This window comes from Pseudophaeobacter sp. C1-32P7 (assembly GCF_041008775.1).
GTDB classification, from domain to species: domain Bacteria; phylum Pseudomonadota; class Alphaproteobacteria; order Rhodobacterales; family Rhodobacteraceae; genus Phycobacter; species Phycobacter gallaeciensis_A.
This window is the reverse complement of record NZ_JAXGFR010000009.1, coordinates 174,206-193,552: the sequence shown is the minus strand read 5'-3', so window position 1 is coordinate 193,552 and position 19,347 is coordinate 174,206. Positions and strand designations below refer to the sequence as shown.

The 19,347-nt window shown below is 60.5% G+C and carries 21 protein-coding genes; 15 read left to right on the top strand and 6 right to left on the bottom strand.

Annotated features, from left to right (window positions below):
• Nucleotides 1-160 precede the first annotated feature (160 nt).
• The 5 genes from SM763_RS14800 (at nt 161) to SM763_RS14780 (ending at nt 6,269) form a co-directional block, all read left to right on the top strand.
• A complete protein-coding gene (locus SM763_RS14800; protein WP_368998991.1) occupies nt 161-1,108 on the top strand; it encodes a LysR family transcriptional regulator in 948 nt (315 codons plus the stop codon).
• A gap of 273 nt (nt 1,109-1,381) precedes the next feature.
• Nucleotides 1,382-2,029, top strand: coding sequence for a DsbA family oxidoreductase (locus SM763_RS14795; RefSeq protein ID WP_368998990.1), 648 nt, complete (start codon nt 1,382-1,384; stop codon nt 2,027-2,029).
• A gap of 88 nt (nt 2,030-2,117) precedes the next feature.
• Nucleotides 2,118-3,011 (top strand): LysR family transcriptional regulator, encoded by an 894-nt coding sequence (locus tag SM763_RS14790; protein ID WP_065271385.1) that lies wholly within the window; start codon nt 2,118-2,120, stop codon nt 3,009-3,011.
• A 488-nt stretch (nt 3,012-3,499) separates the two neighbouring features.
• Entirely contained in the window at nt 3,500-5,236 is a 1,737-nt protein-coding gene (locus SM763_RS14785) for an ATP-binding protein (RefSeq protein WP_274837256.1), read from the top strand.
• Nucleotides 5,237-5,663: 427 nt separating this feature from the next.
• Nucleotides 5,664-6,269, top strand: a complete 606-nt coding sequence (locus tag SM763_RS14780) for an acyl-homoserine-lactone synthase (RefSeq protein WP_065271384.1) — start codon at nt 5,664-5,666, stop codon at nt 6,267-6,269.
• A 143-nt stretch (nt 6,270-6,412) separates the two neighbouring features.
• Here SM763_RS14780 and SM763_RS14775 read toward each other — a convergent pair whose 3' ends face one another.
• The 4 genes from SM763_RS14775 to SM763_RS14760 form a co-directional block, all read right to left on the bottom strand.
• Complete coding sequence (locus SM763_RS14775; RefSeq protein WP_368998989.1) at nt 6,413-8,053, bottom strand: BCCT family transporter; 1,641 nt, start codon at nt 8,051-8,053, stop codon at nt 6,413-6,415.
• Nucleotides 8,054-8,105: 52 nt separating this feature from the next.
• The gene (locus SM763_RS14770; protein ID WP_065271382.1) at nt 8,106-8,522 is read right to left on the bottom strand and encodes a universal stress protein; all 417 of its coding nucleotides are present in this window, start codon (nt 8,520-8,522) and stop codon (nt 8,106-8,108) included.
• A gap of 16 nt (nt 8,523-8,538) precedes the next feature.
• Nucleotides 8,539-8,793 carry a hypothetical protein gene (locus SM763_RS14765; protein ID WP_133245361.1) on the bottom strand — a complete coding sequence of 85 codons (255 nt, stop codon included), beginning with the start codon at nt 8,791-8,793 and terminating at the stop codon, nt 8,539-8,541.
• A 209-nt stretch (nt 8,794-9,002) separates the two neighbouring features.
• Nucleotides 9,003-9,491, bottom strand: a complete 489-nt coding sequence (locus SM763_RS14760; RefSeq protein ID WP_065271381.1) for a peroxiredoxin — start codon at nt 9,489-9,491, stop codon at nt 9,003-9,005.
• A 98-nt stretch (nt 9,492-9,589) separates the two neighbouring features.
• On the opposite strand from SM763_RS14760, the gene SM763_RS14755 reads away from it, so the two are divergent.
• The 3 genes from SM763_RS14755 to SM763_RS14745 all read left to right on the top strand — a co-directional run bounded on the left by SM763_RS14755 (nt 9,590) and on the right by SM763_RS14745 (nt 12,125).
• Complete coding sequence (locus SM763_RS14755) at nt 9,590-10,801, top strand: NAD(P)/FAD-dependent oxidoreductase (RefSeq protein WP_368998988.1); 1,212 nt, start codon at nt 9,590-9,592, stop codon at nt 10,799-10,801.
• The gene (gene rsmD / locus SM763_RS14750) at nt 10,798-11,358 is read left to right on the top strand and encodes a 16S rRNA (guanine(966)-N(2))-methyltransferase RsmD (protein ID WP_368998987.1); all 561 of its coding nucleotides are present in this window, start codon (nt 10,798-10,800) and stop codon (nt 11,356-11,358) included. Before SM763_RS14755 ends, rsmD begins: the two co-directional genes overlap by 4 nt.
• Nucleotides 11,359-11,459: 101 nt before the next feature.
• Nucleotides 11,460-12,125 (top strand): HAD family hydrolase, encoded by a 666-nt coding sequence (locus SM763_RS14745; protein WP_368998986.1) that lies wholly within the window; start codon nt 11,460-11,462, stop codon nt 12,123-12,125.
• Here the strand turns inward: SM763_RS14745 and map are convergent, their stop codons facing one another.
• Entirely contained in the window at nt 12,126-12,935 is an 810-nt protein-coding gene (gene map, locus SM763_RS14740; protein ID WP_065271377.1) for a type I methionyl aminopeptidase, read from the bottom strand.
• 213 nt (nt 12,936-13,148) lie between these two features.
• On the opposite strand from map, the gene SM763_RS14735 reads away from it, so the two are divergent.
• Nucleotides 13,149-13,520 carry a VOC family protein gene (locus SM763_RS14735; protein WP_274829791.1) on the top strand — a complete coding sequence of 124 codons (372 nt, stop codon included), beginning with the start codon at nt 13,149-13,151 and terminating at the stop codon, nt 13,518-13,520.
• A 20-nt stretch (nt 13,521-13,540) separates the two neighbouring features.
• Here SM763_RS14735 and sfsA read toward each other — a convergent pair whose 3' ends face one another.
• Nucleotides 13,541-14,245 carry a DNA/RNA nuclease SfsA gene (gene sfsA / locus SM763_RS14730; RefSeq protein ID WP_368998985.1) on the bottom strand — a complete coding sequence of 235 codons (705 nt, stop codon included), beginning with the start codon at nt 14,243-14,245 and terminating at the stop codon, nt 13,541-13,543.
• A 49-nt stretch (nt 14,246-14,294) separates the two neighbouring features.
• On the opposite strand from sfsA, the gene SM763_RS14725 reads away from it, so the two are divergent.
• The 6 genes from SM763_RS14725 (at nt 14,295) to SM763_RS14700 (ending at nt 19,340) form a co-directional block, all read left to right on the top strand.
• The gene (locus tag SM763_RS14725) at nt 14,295-15,017 is read left to right on the top strand and encodes a competence/damage-inducible protein A (RefSeq protein ID WP_065271374.1); all 723 of its coding nucleotides are present in this window, start codon (nt 14,295-14,297) and stop codon (nt 15,015-15,017) included.
• The gene (locus SM763_RS14720) at nt 15,014-15,730 is read left to right on the top strand and encodes a GNAT family N-acetyltransferase (RefSeq protein ID WP_274840164.1); all 717 of its coding nucleotides are present in this window, start codon (nt 15,014-15,016) and stop codon (nt 15,728-15,730) included. The genes SM763_RS14725 and SM763_RS14720 overlap by 4 nt, the downstream gene beginning before the upstream one ends.
• An 18-nt stretch (nt 15,731-15,748) precedes the next feature.
• Nucleotides 15,749-16,321, top strand: a complete 573-nt coding sequence (locus SM763_RS14715) for a peroxidase-related enzyme (protein ID WP_065271372.1) — start codon at nt 15,749-15,751, stop codon at nt 16,319-16,321.
• Nucleotides 16,322-16,404: 83 nt separating this feature from the next.
• On the top strand, nt 16,405-17,304 hold the full coding sequence (locus SM763_RS14710) for an OmpA family protein (RefSeq protein WP_065273582.1): 900 nt from the start codon (nt 16,405-16,407) through the stop codon (nt 17,302-17,304).
• 219 nt (nt 17,305-17,523) lie between these two features.
• On the top strand, nt 17,524-18,915 hold the full coding sequence (locus SM763_RS14705) for an MATE family efflux transporter (RefSeq protein ID WP_368998984.1): 1,392 nt from the start codon (nt 17,524-17,526) through the stop codon (nt 18,913-18,915).
• Nucleotides 18,912-19,340, top strand: a complete 429-nt coding sequence (locus SM763_RS14700) for a glyoxalase superfamily protein (RefSeq protein WP_368998983.1) — start codon at nt 18,912-18,914, stop codon at nt 19,338-19,340. The genes SM763_RS14705 and SM763_RS14700 overlap by 4 nt, the downstream gene beginning before the upstream one ends.
• Nucleotides 19,341-19,347 lie beyond the last annotated feature (7 nt).

The window sequence follows — 19,347 nt, the reverse complement described above, 5'->3', positions numbered from 1 at the left end:
AGTTCGCATCGCCGTGCTGAACGGCTACACCGCGCTCGGCATACCCGTCACTGTGGCCGTAGGATAGGTCCGTCCGGGGAAAGGGGAACCACGCTCAGACCCCGATTTGTGCAACAGCGCCGCTTATAGATATAACGTTTTTGTATATGGGGCGCGGATCGTGGATCTGAGACAGCTGCGATACTTTCTGGCTATCGTCGAAGAGGGTTCTTTTACTCGGGCAGCGCAGCGGGTGAATGTGGCGCAACCTGCCTTGTCCCTGCATGTGCGCAATATGGAAGAAGCCCTTGGAACGCCGTTGTTGCTGCGCGCGCCACAGGGGGTTACCGCAACAGAGGCAGGAGAACTACTTGCCCGTCGCGCCCGAACGCTTCTGATGGATCTGGAGCGCACCGAAGAAGATCTGCGCAGTCTGGGCCGGGAGCCAACAGGAACGGTACGTCTGGGGCTGCCGGGGACCATCAGCGGTATTCTGTCGGTGCCGCTGATCGCGCGGTGCCGCGCGCGCTATCCGAAGATTAAGATCGTCATCGCCGAAGCGATGAGCGGCTTTGTCCGCGAATGGCTGCTGGATGGCGGTGTCGATCTGGCGGTTCTGTATGCTGAATTGCGGGAAGCCGGGGTGCGGTCAGAACCGCTGCTGGATGAAGAGCTGGTGATGCTGGCCTCGCCCGAGCAGGCAGGGGCAGGGCCGACCCCGCTTGACCACCTTGCGGATATTCCGCTGATCCTGCCTAGCGGCGCGCATGGGCTGCGCGCCATGCTGGAGGAAAAGCTGCGCGCGAAAGGTATCTCGGTCGCGCCCGATATCGAAGTCGACAGTTACAGCAATATCAAACGGTTGGTTGAGCAGGGCTATGGGTGTTCGGTGTTGCCGTTCCACGCGGTGGCACAGGAGGCCTCCGCCGGGCGCTTGTCGGTTAGCCCGTTCGACGCACCGGGGCTGTGGCGCCGAACTTACCTAGCCCACACTACCGCGCGGCCGCTGACCCGCGCGGCATCGGCTGTCAGTGAAATCCTGACAACCGTTTCCGCAGAATTGATTGCTGATGGAACCTGGGCCGGGGCGCAACCAATTGCGACAAAGGCTGCGGATACCAATTCCTGACCGGGCAAGACCTTTTGGCAACTGGGGTGCGCTTCCTGCCTGATGGGGAGACCTGTGGGCATTCTTGAAGCTGATGAGAGATTGTCTTTCGAATTTCCCGGTTAATCTTCCGGCGGGATCTGCGGATTGTCTTGCCTTCCCTTTGAAACCGTCAGCGAGGCCCGCGATGTTCGCTTCTCCCCCTGCCATTTTACTCCTCCAATCGAACGGCAACCGCGCGCTGTCGCAGATTCGTCCGGGCGCCGCTGATTGGCACATCGGGGGGATGTTCAAATGAGTAGACCGATCAAGATCGAATTCTTCCACGACACGGTGTGCGCCTGGTGTTTCAATCTTTCATCCCGCCTGCGCACGGTAGCACAGGAAATCAAACTCGATATTCGTCACCGGACCTTCGTGCTGCAGGCCAGCCGCCAGGAAATGGCACAGCGTTGGGGCAGCCCTGAGGCGGCGCGGAGTACCATTCTGGATCATTGGCGCCATTGCCGTGCGGCCAGCGATCAGCCGGAACACATCAATATTAACGCGATGCGGGCGGCCCGTTTCGATTATCCCCATGGCATGAACGCGGCGCTCGCGTGCAAGGCGGCGGAAACTTTTGGTGGTCAGGCACTGCACTGGGAGATGTTCGACCGGATCCAGCTGGCTCATCTGAGCGAAGCCCGCAATATCGCCGACCCGAAGGTGCTGGTGGATCTGGCGCAGGAACTGGGTTTGACCCCGGATCAGTTCAAGTGCCGCATGGAGGATCCGGCGGTGGCCCGGCAGGTCGACGCTGATCGGCATTTTGCCCGGGTGAACGGCGTGCAGGCCGTACCGACCCTGATCATCGCTGCAACGGGCACGCGGTTGCTGACTGGTTCTGTCGATGAGTTGCGGTCGCATCTGCGCGTTGTCGCGCGGCAAGTGGAACATCTCTGAGCAGGCTACGCCTGGAGCGGTACGCGGGCAAAGCGCTTTGCAGAGCTAGCCCATCGTGTTTTATTTCTGGGAAGCAACGGAGAGAGCCATGGACAAGTTTGGTGTCATGCGGGCCTTCTGCCGCATTGTCGACCGTGGCAGCATGGCGCGCGCGGCTGAGGATCTGGGCGTGTCGTCCAGCTTGCTCAGCCGCGATCTGAAGCTGCTAGAAGAAAGCCTCGGCTGCAGGCTGATCACGCGCACCACCCGCAGCATGTCCCTGACCGAACACGGTCGGCTATATTACGAGCAGGCCGACCGCATCCTGCAGGCCGTTGATCTGGCCGAGCAGCAGGTGCGGTCTGGGGCGCAGGTGATGCGGGGCGAGTTGCGGATCAATGCGCCGCATTCCTTTGGCACGACGGTTCTGGCTGATTTGTTGCCCCGGTTCGCCAGTCGCTATCCTGACGTGCAGCTGTCGCTTGTGTTTGACGACAACGTGCTGGATCTGGTTCAGGGCGGCTTTGATGTGGCGATCCGCATCCGTGCAAGTCTGCCGGATTCGGGGTTGATCGCGCGCAAAATTATGCCCGTGCATCAGGGTGTTTTCGCCAGCCCCGAATATCTTGCAGATTGCGGCCAGCCTGAGGCTCCGGAGGATCTGAAAAGACACAGAACACTGTCCTATAGCCTTGCTGAAACTCCGCTGACTTGGGAATTTAATGGGCCGCAAAGACGGGTTACGGTGCCGATTTCGCCCCAGCTGCGCCTTGGCAGCAGCATTGTCCTGCGTGACATGATCAAGGCCGACATGGGGATTGGCAGCTTGCCGAATTTCCTGTCAGCCCCGCTTGAGGCGACGGGCCGGATTGTCCGGGTTCTGCCAGACTGGCACCTGCCAGAACGCACGGTCTACACGCTTGCCGCGTCACGCCTAAGCGCGGATGCTAAGGTGATGGCGTTCAACGATTTCCTGGCTGCGGAATTGGCGGGTCGGCCCTGACAGCCAGCAGGGGTGCAGTTGCAGCGTTACCGGTCGGCGACCGGTCCAAACCCCTGATTTCCGAATTGACCGTCAAACTTCTCATCGTACCCAACGACAGGAGCGCCGCGTGACAGATAGCGGGGCTAAAGAGGGACTTGTGGCCCATAGAGTGACCTCTCGGCACTCGTTTCAAGTCCGATGCTCAAGACCCAGCACCCTACATCCGAAGCGAGACGTTCCGGTCACAATTTTCCCGGAAAAGGATGCGAGGGAGGCTTTGGAACATCGCTTGGCGTCGGGGTGCGCAGCCTGAGATTGCATCGATTGGCTGCAAATAGGCGATAATTCGCCGTATGCGCGAGTTATTTTGAACATTGGTCATCATTTGGCCGTAATCTCAACGTAGAGTTTTTCAGTTGCCCGTGGTCCGATGGGCGATTGAAGACCTTCGGCGTCCGTTAGCCATCACAAGGAACGAGGGAACGGGCAATGGAAGGAGGATGCGTATGTTTGCTTTGCCGCCAGACGTCAAAAGCGCCATAGCTACCCAGAACGATCTCGTCCGCGCGGATCTGCCATCCCGTTTCGCGTCGATTACGCTTGTCTCGCTCCTGTCCCTTTTCTTCGTGCCAATCCCAGTGGTGGCCACCATATATCTGGTCTATGGGCTGATCGAGATCATCGGGGTCTACGTCTACAAGAGGCTGAGTAAAGAGGTCACAATCGGTTCGGTCCTTCTGTTTGCCGGATCTGCCTTTGCTGGCGTCTGGGTCTTCAATGCGATCCCGCTGCTTCTGTTTCTTCAGTCAGAACCCTTTCCCAAGCTGATGGGCTCAATGCTGTTGATCATCGCGCTCAATCACAGTGTGGTGGCGCGCTCTGCCTGGATGTTCTTTGGCATTCTGACGGCGGTGCCAATCCTCTGCGTGTTTGGCTATATGATTGGTAGCTTCCTCTATAATTTCGCAAGCCCGGTGGAGATTGTGATCGCGACCATCGTGGTGGTTCTGGGGTCGGCCTATATGCTGCATGCCATGTGGGTGCAGCACCGGCTGACCGGCCGCCTGCGCGAGGCCTTGCGCGAAGCAGAGGCCGGAAGCCGTGCCAAGAGCCGGTTCCTTGCGGCGATGAGCCATGAGATCCGCACCCCTCTCAATGCCATTTGCGCCATGTCCGAACTGATCGAGGATGAACGCACCGACCGGCAGACGCTGCGTGAACGCACCCATCTGCTGCGTAAGTCTGCCCAGGCGCTGACCGGTATTCTGGACGATGTTCTGGATCATGCGAAAATCGAATCCGGACAGTTCGAGCTGAACCTGACAAATGCGGAGCCAAGATCCGAAATCTCCAGCGCGGTGGAAATGTTCCGGGCGCCCGCCGATGAAAAGGGGCTGCAACTGATCGTCGATATCGAAGACAACGTGCCTGCCTATGCGGAATTCGACGCGCTGCGTGTCCGCCAGATTATCGGAAACTTGGTGTCCAATGCGGTCAAATACACCGAGACGGGTCAGGTGTTGGTCGGGGCGCGCGGCGAACAGGTCGATGGTCAGACGGTTCTCACCGTTGAGGTGTCGGATACCGGACGCGGCATGACGCCGGATCAGACCGCACAACTGTTCACGGAGTTCTACCGGGCAGAGGACAAGAACGCCCTCAGCGTGCCGGGCACGGGTCTTGGTCTGTCGATTGCACGGCGTTTTGCACATATGATGGAGGGTGAAATCACAGTCAGGAGCAGCCCCGGCCGCGGAAGCTGTTTCACCTTTACATGCCCGGTCAGGGTTCTTGAGAATTCGGAGATCGAGGCCCTTTCGCCGCAAACTCCGGCTGAAGACCGAAGCGATCTTGGTGTTCGCTCGATCTTGCTGGTGGATGATACCGCGTCGAACCGGGTGGTGGTGCGTGCCTTCTTGAAAAACAGCGATGTTGAGATTGTCGAGGCAGGGAATGGTGTCGAAGCTCTGGCCTGTCTTGAGAAACGATCGGTGGATCTTGTGCTGCTCGACATGAAGATGCCGGTGATGGACGGGCGCGAAACCCTGGCGGAGCTGGCACGCCGTGGGGGTAGGATCGGCAATACGCCGGTGATCATGCTGACGGCCAACGCTGCGCCAGAGGACCAGGAATTGTTCCTCAAGCTAGGGGCGGCTGGATATCTGGCAAAACCGGTCAAGAAGTCCGTGCTGCTATCTGAAATCCGAAGGGTTGCAACCGAACGCTTCATACGCGCCGCCTGATGGCGCCCCGCCGACCATGGCGCGCCGGGCGTTGGTCAGAGGCTCGATCCTGAACGATGTCATGGGGAATGATCTGGTTCCGGTACTGAGCGTGCCTGCTGCCTGATCGTTCCGCCACGGTATACAGGCCTGCTGGTAAAGTCTGCCCGCGTCCGACGGCGCTTTCATATTCTCTGAAATACATCTGTCCGGTCGGACCTGTGCCGGTTTGTTACCTCGGCTTCGGCGGAACTGCGCCCATCCTTGAGCGGCCTTTAGAGAAAAGGCGCGTATAACGCGCACTTGCCTAAAAGTTGTGCGTGATGAGAGGGGTAACCCTCATCACGGTTAATTTAAAATTTACGATTTCTTGTGAAAGTTGATTCAAATTTGCTGAAAGTTTTCAGCACCACATTGAGATTATGGAAAAAGGCGGCGGGACAGCCCGATGCAGTCGACAGAAATATCGTTCGACAACTTAGGAGAGACCGGTGCTTTGTTCACCGAGCTCCTGCGCGCGCGTTATCATCATTTTATCGAGGCGCGCGGCTGGGACCTGCCCAACGTGCGCGGGCTTGAGTTTGATCAGTATGATACCCCGGAGAGCATCTATTGCGCGATTCATGATGGCATGACGATCCATGGCGGTTTCCGGGTGACGCCCACCACCGCAAAATGCGGCAGCGCCAGCTATATGCTGCGCGATGCGCAACTGGGCCTGTTGCCGGATCTTCCTGCGGACATTCTGGATGCGCCCGCGCCACAGGACCCGAAGATCTGGGAGGTCAGTAGGGTCTTCGTCGATGATACGCTCAGCAGCCGCGAACGCATGCGTGTGCGCGGACAGTTGGGGGTGAGCTTTGCCCGGCTGGCCAAGGACTGGAACATTGATGCGTTCCTTTGCCTGACCTCTGTTTCGGCTGCTTTGCTGACGCGTCAGGCGGGGATCAACATCACCCCGGCCGGATTGCGCTTCGAAATCGAAGGGGAAACCTGTCAGGCTTACCATCTTAAGGTCGACGCCAAGAGGCTGCGTCGCAGCCGAGCGGCGTGATTCACAGCGGCAGGACTATGCGTCAGGGGCAGGACACTCTGCGCTGACTGTCTGATGACAGGCCCGCAGGGCAAACGAGACGGCAACGCAAAAGGGAGCCCTGATACGGGCTCCCTTTCCTTTCTTTCACATGTGGGCGTTGTCTACGCCCGGGTTTCAGCGATCAGACCGCGCCAGATCGCCCAGCACATCAGAAGCAGCACCACGGTAAATGGCAGGCCTGTCGAGATGACCATCGCCTGCAGCGAAGCCAGTCCGCCGCCGATGAGAAGCGCAATCGCCACGGCGCCCTCGAAGACGCACCAGAACACACGCTGCGGGACCGGCGCATCGACCTTGCCGCCTGCGGTGATGGTATCGATCACCAGCGAACCGGAGTCCGAAGAGGTGACAAAGAATACGACCACCAGGATGATCCCAAGGAAGCTTGTGATCGAGGCCAGCGGCAGTTCGGCCAGCATCTTGAACAGTTTCAGCTCAAGCGGCGCTTCGGTCACTGTGGTGACGCCATCCTGAATGACCTGCTGGATGGCTGTGCCGCCAAAGACGCTCATCCACAGAACGCAGACCATCGAGGGGATCAGCAGTACGCAAATGATGAACTCACGCACGGTGCGGCCACGGCTGACGCGGGCGATGAACATGCCGACAAAGGGCGACCAGCTGATCCACCAGGCCCAGTAGAAGGCGGTCCAGCCTTGGCTGAAGTTGGTGTCTTCGCGGCCAATGGGGTTGGACAATGCGGGCAGATACTGGATGTAGGCAGCAAGGCTGTCCACGAAGCCGGTCAGGATCGCGATCGTGGGTCCGGCGATCAACACGAACAGCAACAGCAGGGCCGCAAGCCCCATGTTGATTTCGGACAGCACTTTCACCCCGCCGTCGAGGCCGCGGATCACGGAGATCAGTGCGATTGCTGTGATGCCAGTGATCAAAACAACCTCGGTCGTCGATCCCACGGGGATGTCGAACAGCTCATTCAGACCGGCATTCGCCTGTGTCGCGCCAAAACCAAGCGAGGTTGCAAGGCCAAACAGGGTGGCGAAAACCGCCAGCACGTCGATGGTGTGCCCCGGCCAGCCCCAGACACGTTCGCCCAGGATCGGGTAGAAAGCCGAGCGAATGGTGAGCGGCAACCCCTTGTTGTAGGAAAACAGCGCCAGTGCCAGAGCGACAACCGCGTAGATCGCCCAGGGGTGCAGTCCCCAGTGGAAGATCGTTGCTGCCATACCCAGGCGGACCGAAGCCGCCTGATCCCCGGCGGCTGCCCCCAGCGGTGCCCAATCGGTCCGCGCGCCATCCTCACCAGTGGCAATGCCACCCATTGAGGTCGAATAATGGCTCATCGGTTCGGAAACGCCATAGAACATCAGGCCGATGCCCATGCCGGCGGCGAACAGCATCGCGAACCAGCCGATATAGCTGTAATCCGGTGTCGCATCCGCACCGCCAAGCCGCACCTTGCCCAGAGGCAGCACGATCAGCAGCAGGCAGAATAGGACAAAAATGTTGGCAGCGCCCAGGAAGAACCAGTCAAAGGTGCTGGTCAGATAGGGGCGCAAGCTGCCGAAGATATCGGCGGATTGCTCTGGCAGGGCCAGCGCGTAGAAAACGAAGGCTACGATGGAAAGCCCGGAAATCAGGAAAACCGGGTTGTGAACATCGAGCCCGAACGGTCCAACTGTCGTTTCGATATTGTCCTGACCAATCGTGTAGTCGGTATCGATGATTTCGGCTGTCCCTTCGGGCTCGGGTATGCCCTGGTTGGTCGTTTCGTCGGCCATTTTGGAGGCCTCCCTTTATCAGATCTTACAAATGCTGTTCGCGGCTCTGTGGTCAGCCGCGCACGACAAACACCGAACATTTCGCATGCTCGGCAATTTTTCCGCCATTCGAGGGCCAGATATAGTCGAGCACATTGGGCAGATGGCTGGCCATCACTACCAGGTCTGCACCCGTGTCCTTGGTGGCTTTCAGCAGCGCATCGTCGACATCCGTGGTCGGATCGTGGCTGACCACCGGCACTGCCGATGCGGTGAACCCGTGCTCTGCCGCTTGTGCCTTGGCGAATTCATCGAGCTTGACGGCATATTCGGCCGGATTATGCGCAGTGGCGCTGGGCGTAGAGGCGGTCACCCCAACAAACACGACTTCTGCCCCGTAATGCTTTGCGAGATCTGACGTGCACTTTAGGGCCTTTTCAAGATGCCCTTGATGCGCCAAGTCCACCGGCGCCATGATTTTCTTGAACACTCGGTTGTCCTTTCTCTCAGTTTGAAAATTTCGGCGGCTCATGTGTCGCAGCCGACCCCGGCGGGGTTGAAAAACCGCCCATCACATATCGATCACTGGGGTGAAAGTGATTTTTGATCTGTCTCCTCCTTGAGGAGCGTAACATCAAATCTGAGCCGCAGACAAACGAGGCGTTGAACTTTTGGTAGGGAATGCGGACCTGACGCTTTGGAATTTGCGGACGTTTAACAAAAATATATTCTTGAAAAACAATGTTTTGTTCGAAGGTCACGGGCTGCTTCAGGGCAAGCCGGGCCGGTGAAACGATTTCCAGAGGCGCGCCATCAGGCGCCGCGATCTGACAAATGCAGCCCGTTCCAGTGGTCGAAATGAACGGGCTGCATTAGTTTTCTGCGGATGGGTTGGTCCGAAATTCGGGGTGGCGAAGAGCGCCATCCCCATCCTGATCTGGCGCATCCGTGCCGCGGAGAGACCGCCGCCTCAGCCCATCGCGTCGAGCAGGCCCTCACCGGCAGAGAGTTCGCACTGGCCGGGGTTTTCCTCGCGGTTGAGGATCGTCACCTTGCCATCCTCGACCAGCATCGCATAGCGCAGCGAGCGGCCGATCAGCCCGGCGGGCGGCGCATCAAAGCGCATGCCGATGGCATCGGTAAATTCGCTTTGGGCGTCGGCCAGCATGGTGATACCTGCTTTGTCCGCGCCGGTTGCTTCGCCCCAGGCCTTCATCACGAAGGGATCGTTCGCCGATATGCAGATGATCTCATCCACGCCCTTGGCATCGAACTGATCCTTGGTGCGGATAAAGCTGGGCACATGGGCGGAATGGCAGGTCGGGGTAAAGGCGCCCGGAACGGCAAAGATGGCAACCTTGCGGCCCTTGACCCTCTCGGCCATCTGCACCGGCTCGGGCCCTTCGGCCCCCATTTGCACCAGGGTGGCGTCCGGCAGGGTGTCTCCGACTGAAATCATCGCGCGTTCCTCTTCTGTCGTGATTGCGTTATCTATGGTCCCCCATATAGGGTCCGGTCAGACCGTGACCAGAACATGCGCAGGAGGCAAGAGGGGACATGAGCCACATCGTGGTAATCGGAGCAGGGCAGGCGGGATCGTCTCTTGTGGCCAAATTGCGCAAAGATGGATTTGACGGTGACATCACCCTGATCGGAGCCGAAACTGCGCTGCCTTACCAGCGGCCACCCCTGTCCAAGGCCTACCTGCTGGGTGAGATGGAGAAAGAGCGCCTGTTCCTGCGTCCCGAGAGTTTTTACGCCGACAATGACATCACCCTGAAACTGGGCGCCGCCGTCACAGGGATTGATCCGGCGGCAAAGACGGTCAGCCTTGGGGATGAGGTGATCTTCTATGATCAGCTGGCCCTGACCACCGGTTCCGATCCGCGTCGCCTTCCGGCTGCCATCGGCGGCGATCTTGATGGGGTATTCGTTGTCCGTGGCTTGTCCGATGTGGACGCCATGGCGCCGCATGTGACGACAGGCAAGCGGGTGCTGATCGTGGGTGGTGGCTATATCGGGCTGGAGGCCGCAGCCGTCTGCGCCAAGCGTGGCTTGTCGGTGACCCTGGTCGAGATGGCAGATCGCATCCTGCAACGGGTGGCAGCGCCCGAGACCTCCGATTATTTCCGCGCCCTGCACAAGGGGCACGGTGTCGACATCCGCGAAGGCACGGGGCTGGAGCGGCTGGAAGGCGAAGACGGAAAGGTCGCGCGGGCGGTTCTGGGCGATGGTAGCACGCTGGACGTGGGTTTCGTGGTGGTTGGTGTCGGTATCGCCCCGGCGACCACCCTGGCCGAGCAGGCCGGGCTGACGATTGAAAACGGCATCCGGGTCGATGCGCAGGGGCGGACCTCGGACCCTTCGATCTGGGCGGCGGGCGATTGCGCCTCGTTCCCTTACAAAGGGGAACGTATCCGGCTGGAAAGCGTGCCCAATGCCATCGACCAGTCCGAAATCGTGGCGCAGAACATGCTGGGCGCAGGCAAGGATTACGTGGCACAGCCTTGGTTCTGGTCCGACCAATATGATGTGAAATTGCAGATCGCGGGCCTCAACAGCGGCTATGACAACGTGGTCACCCGTCAGGGCGAGGGGAAAAGCGTGTCCTTCTGGTATTACAAGGGCGATCAACTGGTGGCGGTCGACGCGATGAACGATCCGCGCGCCTATATGGTCGGCAAACGGCTGATCGATGCGGGCAAGACGGCTGACAAATCCGTGGTCGCCGATCCTGAAGCAGACTTGAAACCGCTGCTGCGGGCATGAGGATCATCGCAGGTGAGTTTCGCGGCCGCGCGCTGGCGGCCGTGGGCAAGGGCGATGCGGGGGCGCATCTGCGCCCGACGACCGACCGGGTGCGCGAAAGCCTGTTCAACGTGCTGATGCACACCGGTGCCATCGACGGCGCCCGGGTGCTGGATCTCTTTGCCGGAACTGGCGCGCTGGGGCTTGAGGCGCTGTCGCGCGGCGCGGCTTTGGTCACATTTGTCGATGACGGACGCGTGGCGCAGGGGCTGATCCGCAAGAATGTCGGTATTTGCCGGGCCGAGGATCGCACGGCCCTGATCCGCCGCAGCGCGTTGAAGGTGGGGCAAAACCCCGATGCCCCCTATGACGTGATCTTCCTCGATCCGCCCTATGGCAAAGATCTGGGTCAAAAGGCGCTTGCCGTAGCCGATGCTGGCGGCTGGATCGCGCCTGGCGCCCTGATCGTGTGGGAGGAAAATGCTCCGATGACGCCGCCCGAGGGGTATGAGGCGCAGGACAGCCGCAAATACGGCGATACCCATATCTCCCTGATGTGGCGAAGTGTTTCAGGTTGAAATGGGGTGGGCAGGAAATGGCCTGCGTTAGATTTGCTATGTGACGGTTCAGGCAGTAGCGCTTAGCGGTATTTGTTCAGGTTGCATTGAAGGAGCCTCAGATGCCCAAGACATTTCCCACGCCGCAATTGGTGATCTTTGACTGCGACGGGGTGCTGGTGGACAGCGAAACCGTGTCCAATCAGGCCATGGTGGACAATTTGGCGCGCCACGGCCTGTCGCTGACCCTGCCAGAGGCCATGGGGCATTTTGTCGGCGGCACCATGATGGGGGTGATGGACAAGGCGCGAAAGCTTGGCGCGGATCTGCCACAGGACTGGGTCGAGGAAATCTACGCCGAAACCTATTCGCGGCTGCGTGCAGGCGTTGGGCTTGTGCCGGGGATCCTGGATCTATTGGCGCGGCTCGATCAGCATAGCATTCCCACTTGCGTTGCCTCCAACGGCAGCGAAGAGAAGATGCGCATCACGCTCGGACAGAACGGGCTGTGGGAGCGGTTCCATCCGCAAGCGATGTTCTCGGCCCATGCGCTGGGCGTTGCGAAACCGGAACCAGGATTGTTTCTGGCCGCGGCCAGCCATTTCGGGGTAGAGGCGCGCTCCTGTCTGGTGATCGAGGACAGTGCGACCGGTGCGCAGGCCGCATCCCGGGCCGGGATGCGCTGCCTTGGCTTTGCGCCGCACGGGCAGGGCGCAAAGCTGGCCGGTCAGGGGGCAGAGGTGTTTACCGGCATGCAGGAGGTGCCAGCCCTGATTGGGCTAACCTGATCAGCCGTAGGTCGGGTGGAACTTGCCCGCAGGCGACAGGGTGAAGATATCGAACCCATCCGCGGTAACCCCGATCGAATGTTCGAACTGTGCTGACAGCGATTTGTCGCGGGTGACGGCGGTCCATTCATCGGCGAGGATCTTGGTCTCGGCGCGGCCCAGGTTCACCATGGGTTCGATGGTGAAGAACATGCCTTCCTCTAGAACCGGACCGGTGCCGGGACGGCCATAGTGCAGCACGTTCGGCGGCGCGTGAAACACCTGTCCCAGACCGTGACCGCAGAAATCGCGCACCACGCTCATGCGCTGGGCTTCTACATAGGCCTGAATGGTGTGACCGATATCGCCAAAGGTGTTTCCGGGTTTCACCGCTTCGATCCCCTTCATCAGGGCGTCATGGGTGACCTGGATCAGCCGCTCGGCCTTGCGGGACAGCTTGCCTGCCACATACATGCGGCTGGTGTCGCCAAACCAGCCATCGACGATCACCGTCACATCGATGTTGAGGATATCGCCGTCCTTGAGCTTCTTGTCACCGGGAATGCCGTGGCAGACCACGTGGTTCACCGAAATGCAGCTGGCGTGCTGGTAGCCCTTGTAGCCGATGGTGGCGGATTTCGCGCCTGCATCCTCGACCATCTGGGTGATGATGCGGTCAATTTCGCCAGTGGTCTGGCCGGGAAAGACATGGGGGGCAATATCATCCAGAATGCGTGCGGCCAGAGCGCCTGCCGTGTGCATGCCCGCAAAATCGGCGGGTTCGTGAATGCGGATGCCGTCCTTGGTGGTGCGGCCGTCTTTCGATCTCATCGGGCGGAGCTCCCTCGGGTGTTGTTGTCTTGCTATGTAAGCGGTCTTGGCCAAAAGGGCCAGAGGGGGCGGTGCAGTGACGACAAGGCCGCTGCATCCCCTGCATATCAGGCAGGCAGGGGCGGACCTGCAGGTGCCGGTTTCGTGATTTGAATACGCTACAGCTTTCCCCGAGCGTGCGACCGAATCTGAAATCAACGACAGGAAAACATAATGATCGGCTATGTCACGATTGGTGTCTCGGATATGGAGAACGCCAAAAATTTCTACACCGAACTCTTTGCGGCTGAAGAAGCCAAGGTTCTTATGGACGCAGGCCGCATCGCCTTTATCGGCAAGGACCGCGCGGCGCCGATGCTGGCCGTTTGCACGCCCCACAACGGCGAAGTCTGCACCAGCGGCAACGGCGGCATGCTGGCTTTCCCGGCCGGGAATAAGGACAATGTTCAGGTGATGTATGACAAGGCCATCAGCCTGGGCGCTACTGACGAAGGCGAACCGGGCCAGCGTGTGCCGGACTTCTTCTACGGCGCCTATGTGCGGGACCCCGACGGCAACAAGCTCTGCTTTTACGTCATGGGCTGAGGTTAGCCCGTCCCAAGAACTCAGGAGCGCAGCCTTTTGGCTGCCTCCACCCGGACGCCATCGGGCGAAATCCGCGTGGTGCAGACCAGCCGTTCGACACCAGCGGCCTGAGCCGCATCAAAGGCTGCGGCGTAGGCCGGGTCAATATCCGCAGCCAATTGGAAGTGGTCGCAATCGGTGCGCTGCACGAGGTAGAGCATCACCGCCCGGTGCCCTTCGGCCACCATATTGGCCAGCTCCCCCAGATGTTTGGTGCCACGCGCGGTAACGCTGTCGGGAAATTCCGCCAGACCTGACTGACGCGATAGCGTCACGCTTTTCACCTCGACATAGCAATCGGGCAGACCTGGCTGGCTCAGTAGGAAATCGATGCGGCTCTTCTCGCCGTATTTCACCTCGGCCCGCACGGTTTCATAGGCGGCAAGCTCGGCAATCTCGCGGGCCTCCAGCGCGGCTTTCAATGCGCGGTTCGGAACCGATGTGTCGACGCCGGTGAAATGGCCGTTTTCGTGATCGACCAGGCGCCAGCCGTATTTCAGTTTCTTCTTCGGATCGTCGTTCGGCTCCAGCCAGATTTTCATCCCAGGTTCAGCCAACCCCATCATCGATCCGGGGTTGGCGCAATGGGCAGTGATCTCGCGTCCATCCTCCAGCCGACAGTCGGCAAGGAAACGTTTGTAGCGGCGGATCAGCCGGGCGGGGATCAGAGGGGTTCCAAAGCGCATGTTCTTGGGCCTATACCTGCCTTAACACCGGATCAAGAGGAGAGGCGCCATGGGCAATCCAACCGCTGCAATGCTGGTTATCGGGGACGAAATCCTGTCGGGGCGCACGCGCGATTCGAACATGCATTTTCTGGCCGGAGAGTTGACCAAACACGGCATCGACCTGCGCGAAGTTCGCATGATCAGCGATGACGAGGTGGCGATTATCGCAGGTGTCACCGCGCTGTCAGAAACCCATGACCATGTCTTCACCAGTGGCGGTATCGGGCCAACCCATGATGACATCACCGCCGATTGCATCGCCAAGGCATTTGGCGCGCATCTGGATGTCCGGGATGACGCCCGCGCGATCCTGCAGGCCCATTACGACAAATCGGGAACCGAGCTGAACGAAGCACGCCTGCGCATGGCCCGCATCCCGGATGGCGCTGCGCTGATCGACAATCCGGTGTCGGCGGCGCCGGGCTTTACGCTCAAGAACGTGCATGTGATGGCCGGGGTCCCGTCTGTGTTCGAGGCGATGGTGGCCAGCGTCCTGCCCACCCTGACCGGTGGCAGCCCGCTGTTGTCACAGACCCTGCGCGTGATGCGCGGCGAGGGCGAGATCGCAGGCAATCTTTCGGCGCTTGCAGCGGATTTCTCTGATCTGTCGATCGGCTGCTACCCGTTTCAGAAGGACGGGGCTTTTGGGGCCAATGTGGTTGTGCGCGGCGCCGATGGCGCCCGCGTCGACGTGGCGGTCACGCGCCTTGCACGGGAGCTGGACCTGTGAGCACCGATCCCCTGTATTACGCTGTGGTTGATGGTACCTGGCCAGCGGCCTCAAAACGCGATCTTGGCCCAATCACCCTGCGCGAAGGGCAGGGTGGCGGCAGCCGGGTATCGGCGGCCACCACCAATGGTCCGGTCAACAAGGATCAGATTGCCGCTGCCGAAGAGGCCATGCGCGCCATGGGGCAGGAGCCCCTGTTCATGATCCGCGATGGCGATGATGTGCTGGATGCGCAGTTGGCGGCGCTGGAGTATGAGATCAAGGATCCGGTCAATATCTGGACCTGCCCACCGGCAAAGCTGACCGATGTGCCGATCCCGCGGGTCACCACCTTCTGCGTTTGGGAGCCGCTGGAAATCCAGCGCGAGATCTGGATCGCGGGTGGCATCGGGCCGGGGCGTATGGCGGTGATGGAGCGCGCACCGGGGCCGAAGACGGCACTGCTTGGGCGGTTCAACGACAAACCCGCCGGGGCGGGGTTCGTGGCTATCCACGATGAGGTTGCCATGGTGCACGCGCTGGAAATCCTGCCGCATCAGCGGCGCAAGGGGATGGGCGCATGGATGGTGCGGCAGGCGGCCTTTTGGGCGGCTGAACAGGGCGCGCGCGAGTTAGCGCTGGTCTGTACCAAGGCGAACGCCGGGGCAAATGGTCTTTATGCCTCACTTGGAATGACCTGCAGCGGGCAGTACCACTACAGGCACAAACCTTGAGGGAGGAGAAAGAAGACCATGACCGATCAGCAAAACCCAACAGCGCTTGACCTGCCGCAGGTGGATCCGCTGCCGCCTGCGACGCAGAAGTATTTCGATATCTGTCAGGACAAACTGGGCATGGTGCCCAATGTGCTGCGGGCGCATGCCTTTGACATCGAAAAGCTGAACACATTCACCGCGCTTTATAACGATCTGATGCTGGGCGACAGCAACCTGAGCAAGCTGGAGCGGGAGATGATCGCGGTGGTGGTGTCTTCCTACAACCGCTGTTTCTACTGCCTTGCGGCACATGGCGCGGCGGTGCGTCAGCTGTCGGGTGATCCCAAGCTGGGCGAGATGCTGGTGATGAACTACCGGGTCGCGCCGCTGGATGCGCGCCAGCGGGCGATGCTTGATTTTGCCCTGCAACTGACCCGCGCCAGCGCCGAGGTCGAAGAGGCCGACCGGCAGGCCCTGCGTGATGTTGGTTTCAGCGATCGTGACATCTGGGACATTGCCAATGTGGCAGCCTTCTTCAACATGACAAACCGGGTGGCCAGCGGCACCGCTATGGTCCCGAACGACGATTACCACGCCCAGTACCGGTGATTGGGCGGTTTTTCATATCATTGGCGGCGGCCCTGTTTGTCGGGGCCGCGCTTTTTGTCTCGGCACCTTTGGCCCAGGCTGAAATGTCCTTACCGGTCGGCGCCCAGGCGCTGGCGCTGCGGGAAACCCCACTGGGCACCTATGCCTTGCCAACCGGCCCTGTGGGCGCCGATGGGGTGCCGTCCCGCGCGATCGAAGGGCGGATTTTGCGCCGCACCTATCGGATCCGGGGCGAGGCGACCGTTTTGCAGGTTCTGGCGCCATTGCGGGAGCAGTTGCTGGAGACAGGATACGAGCTGCTCTTTCAATGCGAGGCGCGCCAGTGCGGCGGCTTTGATTTCCGATTCGGCATTGAGGTGGTTCCAGCCCCGGATATGGCCGTCAGCATTGGCGATTATCACTTCCTGTCCGCCGTGAAGGGGGAGAGCGCCGTGACTCTGCTGGCCTCGCGCAGTGGCACCTCGGCCTATCTTCAGATCATCGAGGTCTCACCGCCCGAAGCCGCGGCGCTGGAACTGGCCCCATCCATTCCAGCAGAGCAGGCCGAGACGGCAGAAGCTGTCGGAGCAGGCACCGAAAGCCTGCCAGATGCCGACCCTACCGATCTGGCGCAGGCATTGCTGGAGCAGGGCCGGGCGATCCTGCCGGGGCTTGATTTCGGGACCGGAGATGTGGCGCTGGGCCAGGGAAATTATGAAAGCCTGAAAGCACTTGCCGAATTCCTAGCCGAATTTCCCGACTATTCCGTGGTTGTGGTTGGTCACACCGATACGGTTGGCGGGCTGCAGGACAATACCGACCTGTCGCGGCGCCGGGCCGAGGCCGTGAAGACCCATCTTGTGGAGAAGTCCGGGGTGGATGAAACCCGGATTGAGGTGGCCGGTGTCGGCTATCTGGTGCCGGTCGCATCGAACCTCACGGCCGAAGGGCGGGAGGCAAACCGCCGGGTCGAGGCGGTGTTGCTGCCACGGCCAAAACCCTGAGGCAGGGCCATCACTGGCCACCGGAAAAGGGCTTGACCGGCGCAAAAGCCTGCTCTACCCCAAGGGCAGGCCGCAGACGCCCGCCCCCCGCAGACGTGTACTCGTCGAGGTGAAGTTCTGTTTATTGCTATTGTTTCTGTCACCTTCTCCGCGTCTCGCGCGGGTGGTAACGCGGGTCCCATCCATTGAGCGAGATCGACGCATGAGGGCTTCAGAGCGATGCAAGATCCGACTCCCAATACATTTCTGACCGGGCGATTGCCGGTCATTTTCGCGAAAACCGCGATACCCATCATATTCGTCATGAGCATGAACGGCCTTCTGACGGTCGCTGATGCCCTGTTTCTGGGGCATTTCGTCGGCCCGCAGGCGCTGGCGGCGGTCACCGTGGTGTTTCCGTTTTACATGCTGATCGTGGCCTGCGCCACGCTGGTCTCTGCCGGCATGTCGAGCCTTCTGGCCCGCCACCTTGGCGGCTCCCGCTTTGATGAGGCCGAGAGTATCTATGTCGCTGCGCATTGGCTGGCCCTAGTCGTGGGGGGCATACTGATCCTGCTTTACCTCGGCTTTGGTGGGCAGCTGATCTGGCTGGTCACCGGCGGCGACAGCGCGCTTGCCGAATTGTCGGCCAGCTATCTTGCCATCCTGATCTTTGCCACGCCGTTGACCTTTGTGCTGGCGGTCAACTCCGATGCCCTGCGCAACGAAGGCCACGTGGGCATGATGGCGGCGATGAGCCTGCTGGTGTCGATTGGCAATATCGGCTTCAACTACCTGATGATCGCGGTGCTGGATCTTGGCGTTGCCGGTTCGGCCTACGGCACGGTCGAGGCGCAGCTTTTGGCGCTGGGCGTGATCCTTGCCTATCGTCACAGCCGGGGCACCCTGCTGCATCCGGTCATGGTGCTGCGCAACGTGATCCTACAGGGCAGCGGGCGCATTCTGGCGCTGGGCGCCCCGCAAAGCCTTGGCTTTATTGGTATTGCGCTTGGCTCCTCGGCAATCCTGACGGCGCTGCAGATGGTCGGTAGCCCGGACTACGAGGTTACGGTCACAGCCTATGGGATCGTGACGCGGGTCGTCACCTTTGCCTTCCTGCCGCTCTTGGGGGTGTCGCAAGCGATGCAGACGATCACCGGCAACAACTTTGGCGCGGCGCTGTGGCAGCGCAGTGATAACAGTCTGCAGATCGCTGTTCTGGTGGCACTGGGGTTCTGCCTGTCTGTGCAGGCGGTGTTCAGCCTGTTTGCGCCGCAGATCGCAGCGGCCTTTGTGACCGACCCTGCCGTGGTGGCAAAGGTGGCCGTTATCATGCCGGTAATGCTGGCCTTGTTTGTCCTGTCGGGGCCTCTGATGATGCTGGCGGCCCATTTCCAGGCCATCGGAGACGCGCGCCGCGCCGCTGTGCTGAGCCTGTCAAAGCCATTCGCATTCGCCATTCCGCTGACCTTTGCCTTGCCGCTGTGGTTTGGTGAAATGGCGATATGGTGGGCGGGGCCAGCGGCTGAGGTTCTGCTGCTGCTGTTGGCGGTCTGGGTCCTGTGGGCTCGGGCGCGCCGCACCCGGCTCAGCTGGGGCGTATTTACGACAACCGAGGAGGCGCGGTCATGAGCGCAACACTTCCGACACTGGTTGAGGCCAAAGCACAGGCCAAACGTCTGCGCACGGGGCTGGAGGCCGAAGGGCGCGAGATCAGCCACAGTCAGAGCCTTGAGCTGGTGGCACGTCAGCATGGGGTTCGCGACTGGAATACCTTTCACGCCGCGATGGGCAACCGGCCGCCAGAGGGATTTACCCCCGGCGGGCGGATTGAGGGGACCTATCTGTCGCAGCCCTTTGCGGCGACGGTGCTGGCCGTTGAGATGCTGCGGCCCGGTTGGTTCCGGCTAGAACTGGATCTCGACGAGGCAGTCGACGTGGTCACATTCGACAGTTTCTCGAACTTCCGTAAACGGATCCGGGGCACCGTTGGTCCCTCCGGCACCTCGCGGGAGCGGACCTCGGACGGGACGCCGCATTTGGTGATCGAGATCTGAGATCTTG

What these genes read in the sequence shown, in the direction of transcription:
- SM763_RS14795 (WP_368998990.1), top strand. Translation starts at nt 1,382, where the DNA reads ATGAGTAGACCGATCAAGATCGAATTCTTCCACGACACGGTGTGCGCC.
- SM763_RS14790 (WP_065271385.1), top strand. Translation starts at nt 2,118, where the DNA reads ATGGACAAGTTTGGTGTCATGCGGGCCTTCTGCCGCATTGTCGACCGT.
- SM763_RS14785 (WP_274837256.1), top strand. Translation starts at nt 3,500, where the DNA reads ATGTTTGCTTTGCCGCCAGACGTCAAAAGCGCCATAGCTACCCAGAAC.
- SM763_RS14780 (WP_065271384.1), top strand. Translation starts at nt 5,664, where the DNA reads ATGCAGTCGACAGAAATATCGTTCGACAACTTAGGAGAGACCGGTGCT.
- SM763_RS14775 (WP_368998989.1), bottom strand. Translation starts at nt 8,053, where the DNA reads ATGGCCGACGAAACGACCAACCAGGGCATACCCGAGCCCGAAGGGACA.
- SM763_RS14760 (WP_065271381.1), bottom strand. Translation starts at nt 9,491, where the DNA reads ATGATTTCAGTCGGAGACACCCTGCCGGACGCCACCCTGGTGCAAATG.
- SM763_RS14755 (WP_368998988.1), top strand. Translation starts at nt 9,590, where the DNA reads ATGAGCCACATCGTGGTAATCGGAGCAGGGCAGGCGGGATCGTCTCTT.
- rsmD (WP_368998987.1), top strand. Translation starts at nt 10,798, where the DNA reads ATGAGGATCATCGCAGGTGAGTTTCGCGGCCGCGCGCTGGCGGCCGTG.
- SM763_RS14745 (WP_368998986.1), top strand. Translation starts at nt 11,460, where the DNA reads ATGCCCAAGACATTTCCCACGCCGCAATTGGTGATCTTTGACTGCGAC.
- map (WP_065271377.1), bottom strand. Translation starts at nt 12,935, where the DNA reads ATGAGATCGAAAGACGGCCGCACCACCAAGGACGGCATCCGCATTCAC.
- SM763_RS14735 (WP_274829791.1), top strand. Translation starts at nt 13,149, where the DNA reads ATGATCGGCTATGTCACGATTGGTGTCTCGGATATGGAGAACGCCAAA.
- sfsA (WP_368998985.1), bottom strand. Translation starts at nt 14,245, where the DNA reads ATGCGCTTTGGAACCCCTCTGATCCCCGCCCGGCTGATCCGCCGCTAC.
- SM763_RS14725 (WP_065271374.1), top strand. Translation starts at nt 14,295, where the DNA reads ATGGGCAATCCAACCGCTGCAATGCTGGTTATCGGGGACGAAATCCTG.
- SM763_RS14715 (WP_065271372.1), top strand. Translation starts at nt 15,749, where the DNA reads ATGACCGATCAGCAAAACCCAACAGCGCTTGACCTGCCGCAGGTGGAT.
- SM763_RS14710 (WP_065273582.1), top strand. Translation starts at nt 16,405, where the DNA reads ATGTCCTTACCGGTCGGCGCCCAGGCGCTGGCGCTGCGGGAAACCCCA.
- SM763_RS14705 (WP_368998984.1), top strand. Translation starts at nt 17,524, where the DNA reads ATGCAAGATCCGACTCCCAATACATTTCTGACCGGGCGATTGCCGGTC.
- SM763_RS14700 (WP_368998983.1), top strand. Translation starts at nt 18,912, where the DNA reads ATGAGCGCAACACTTCCGACACTGGTTGAGGCCAAAGCACAGGCCAAA.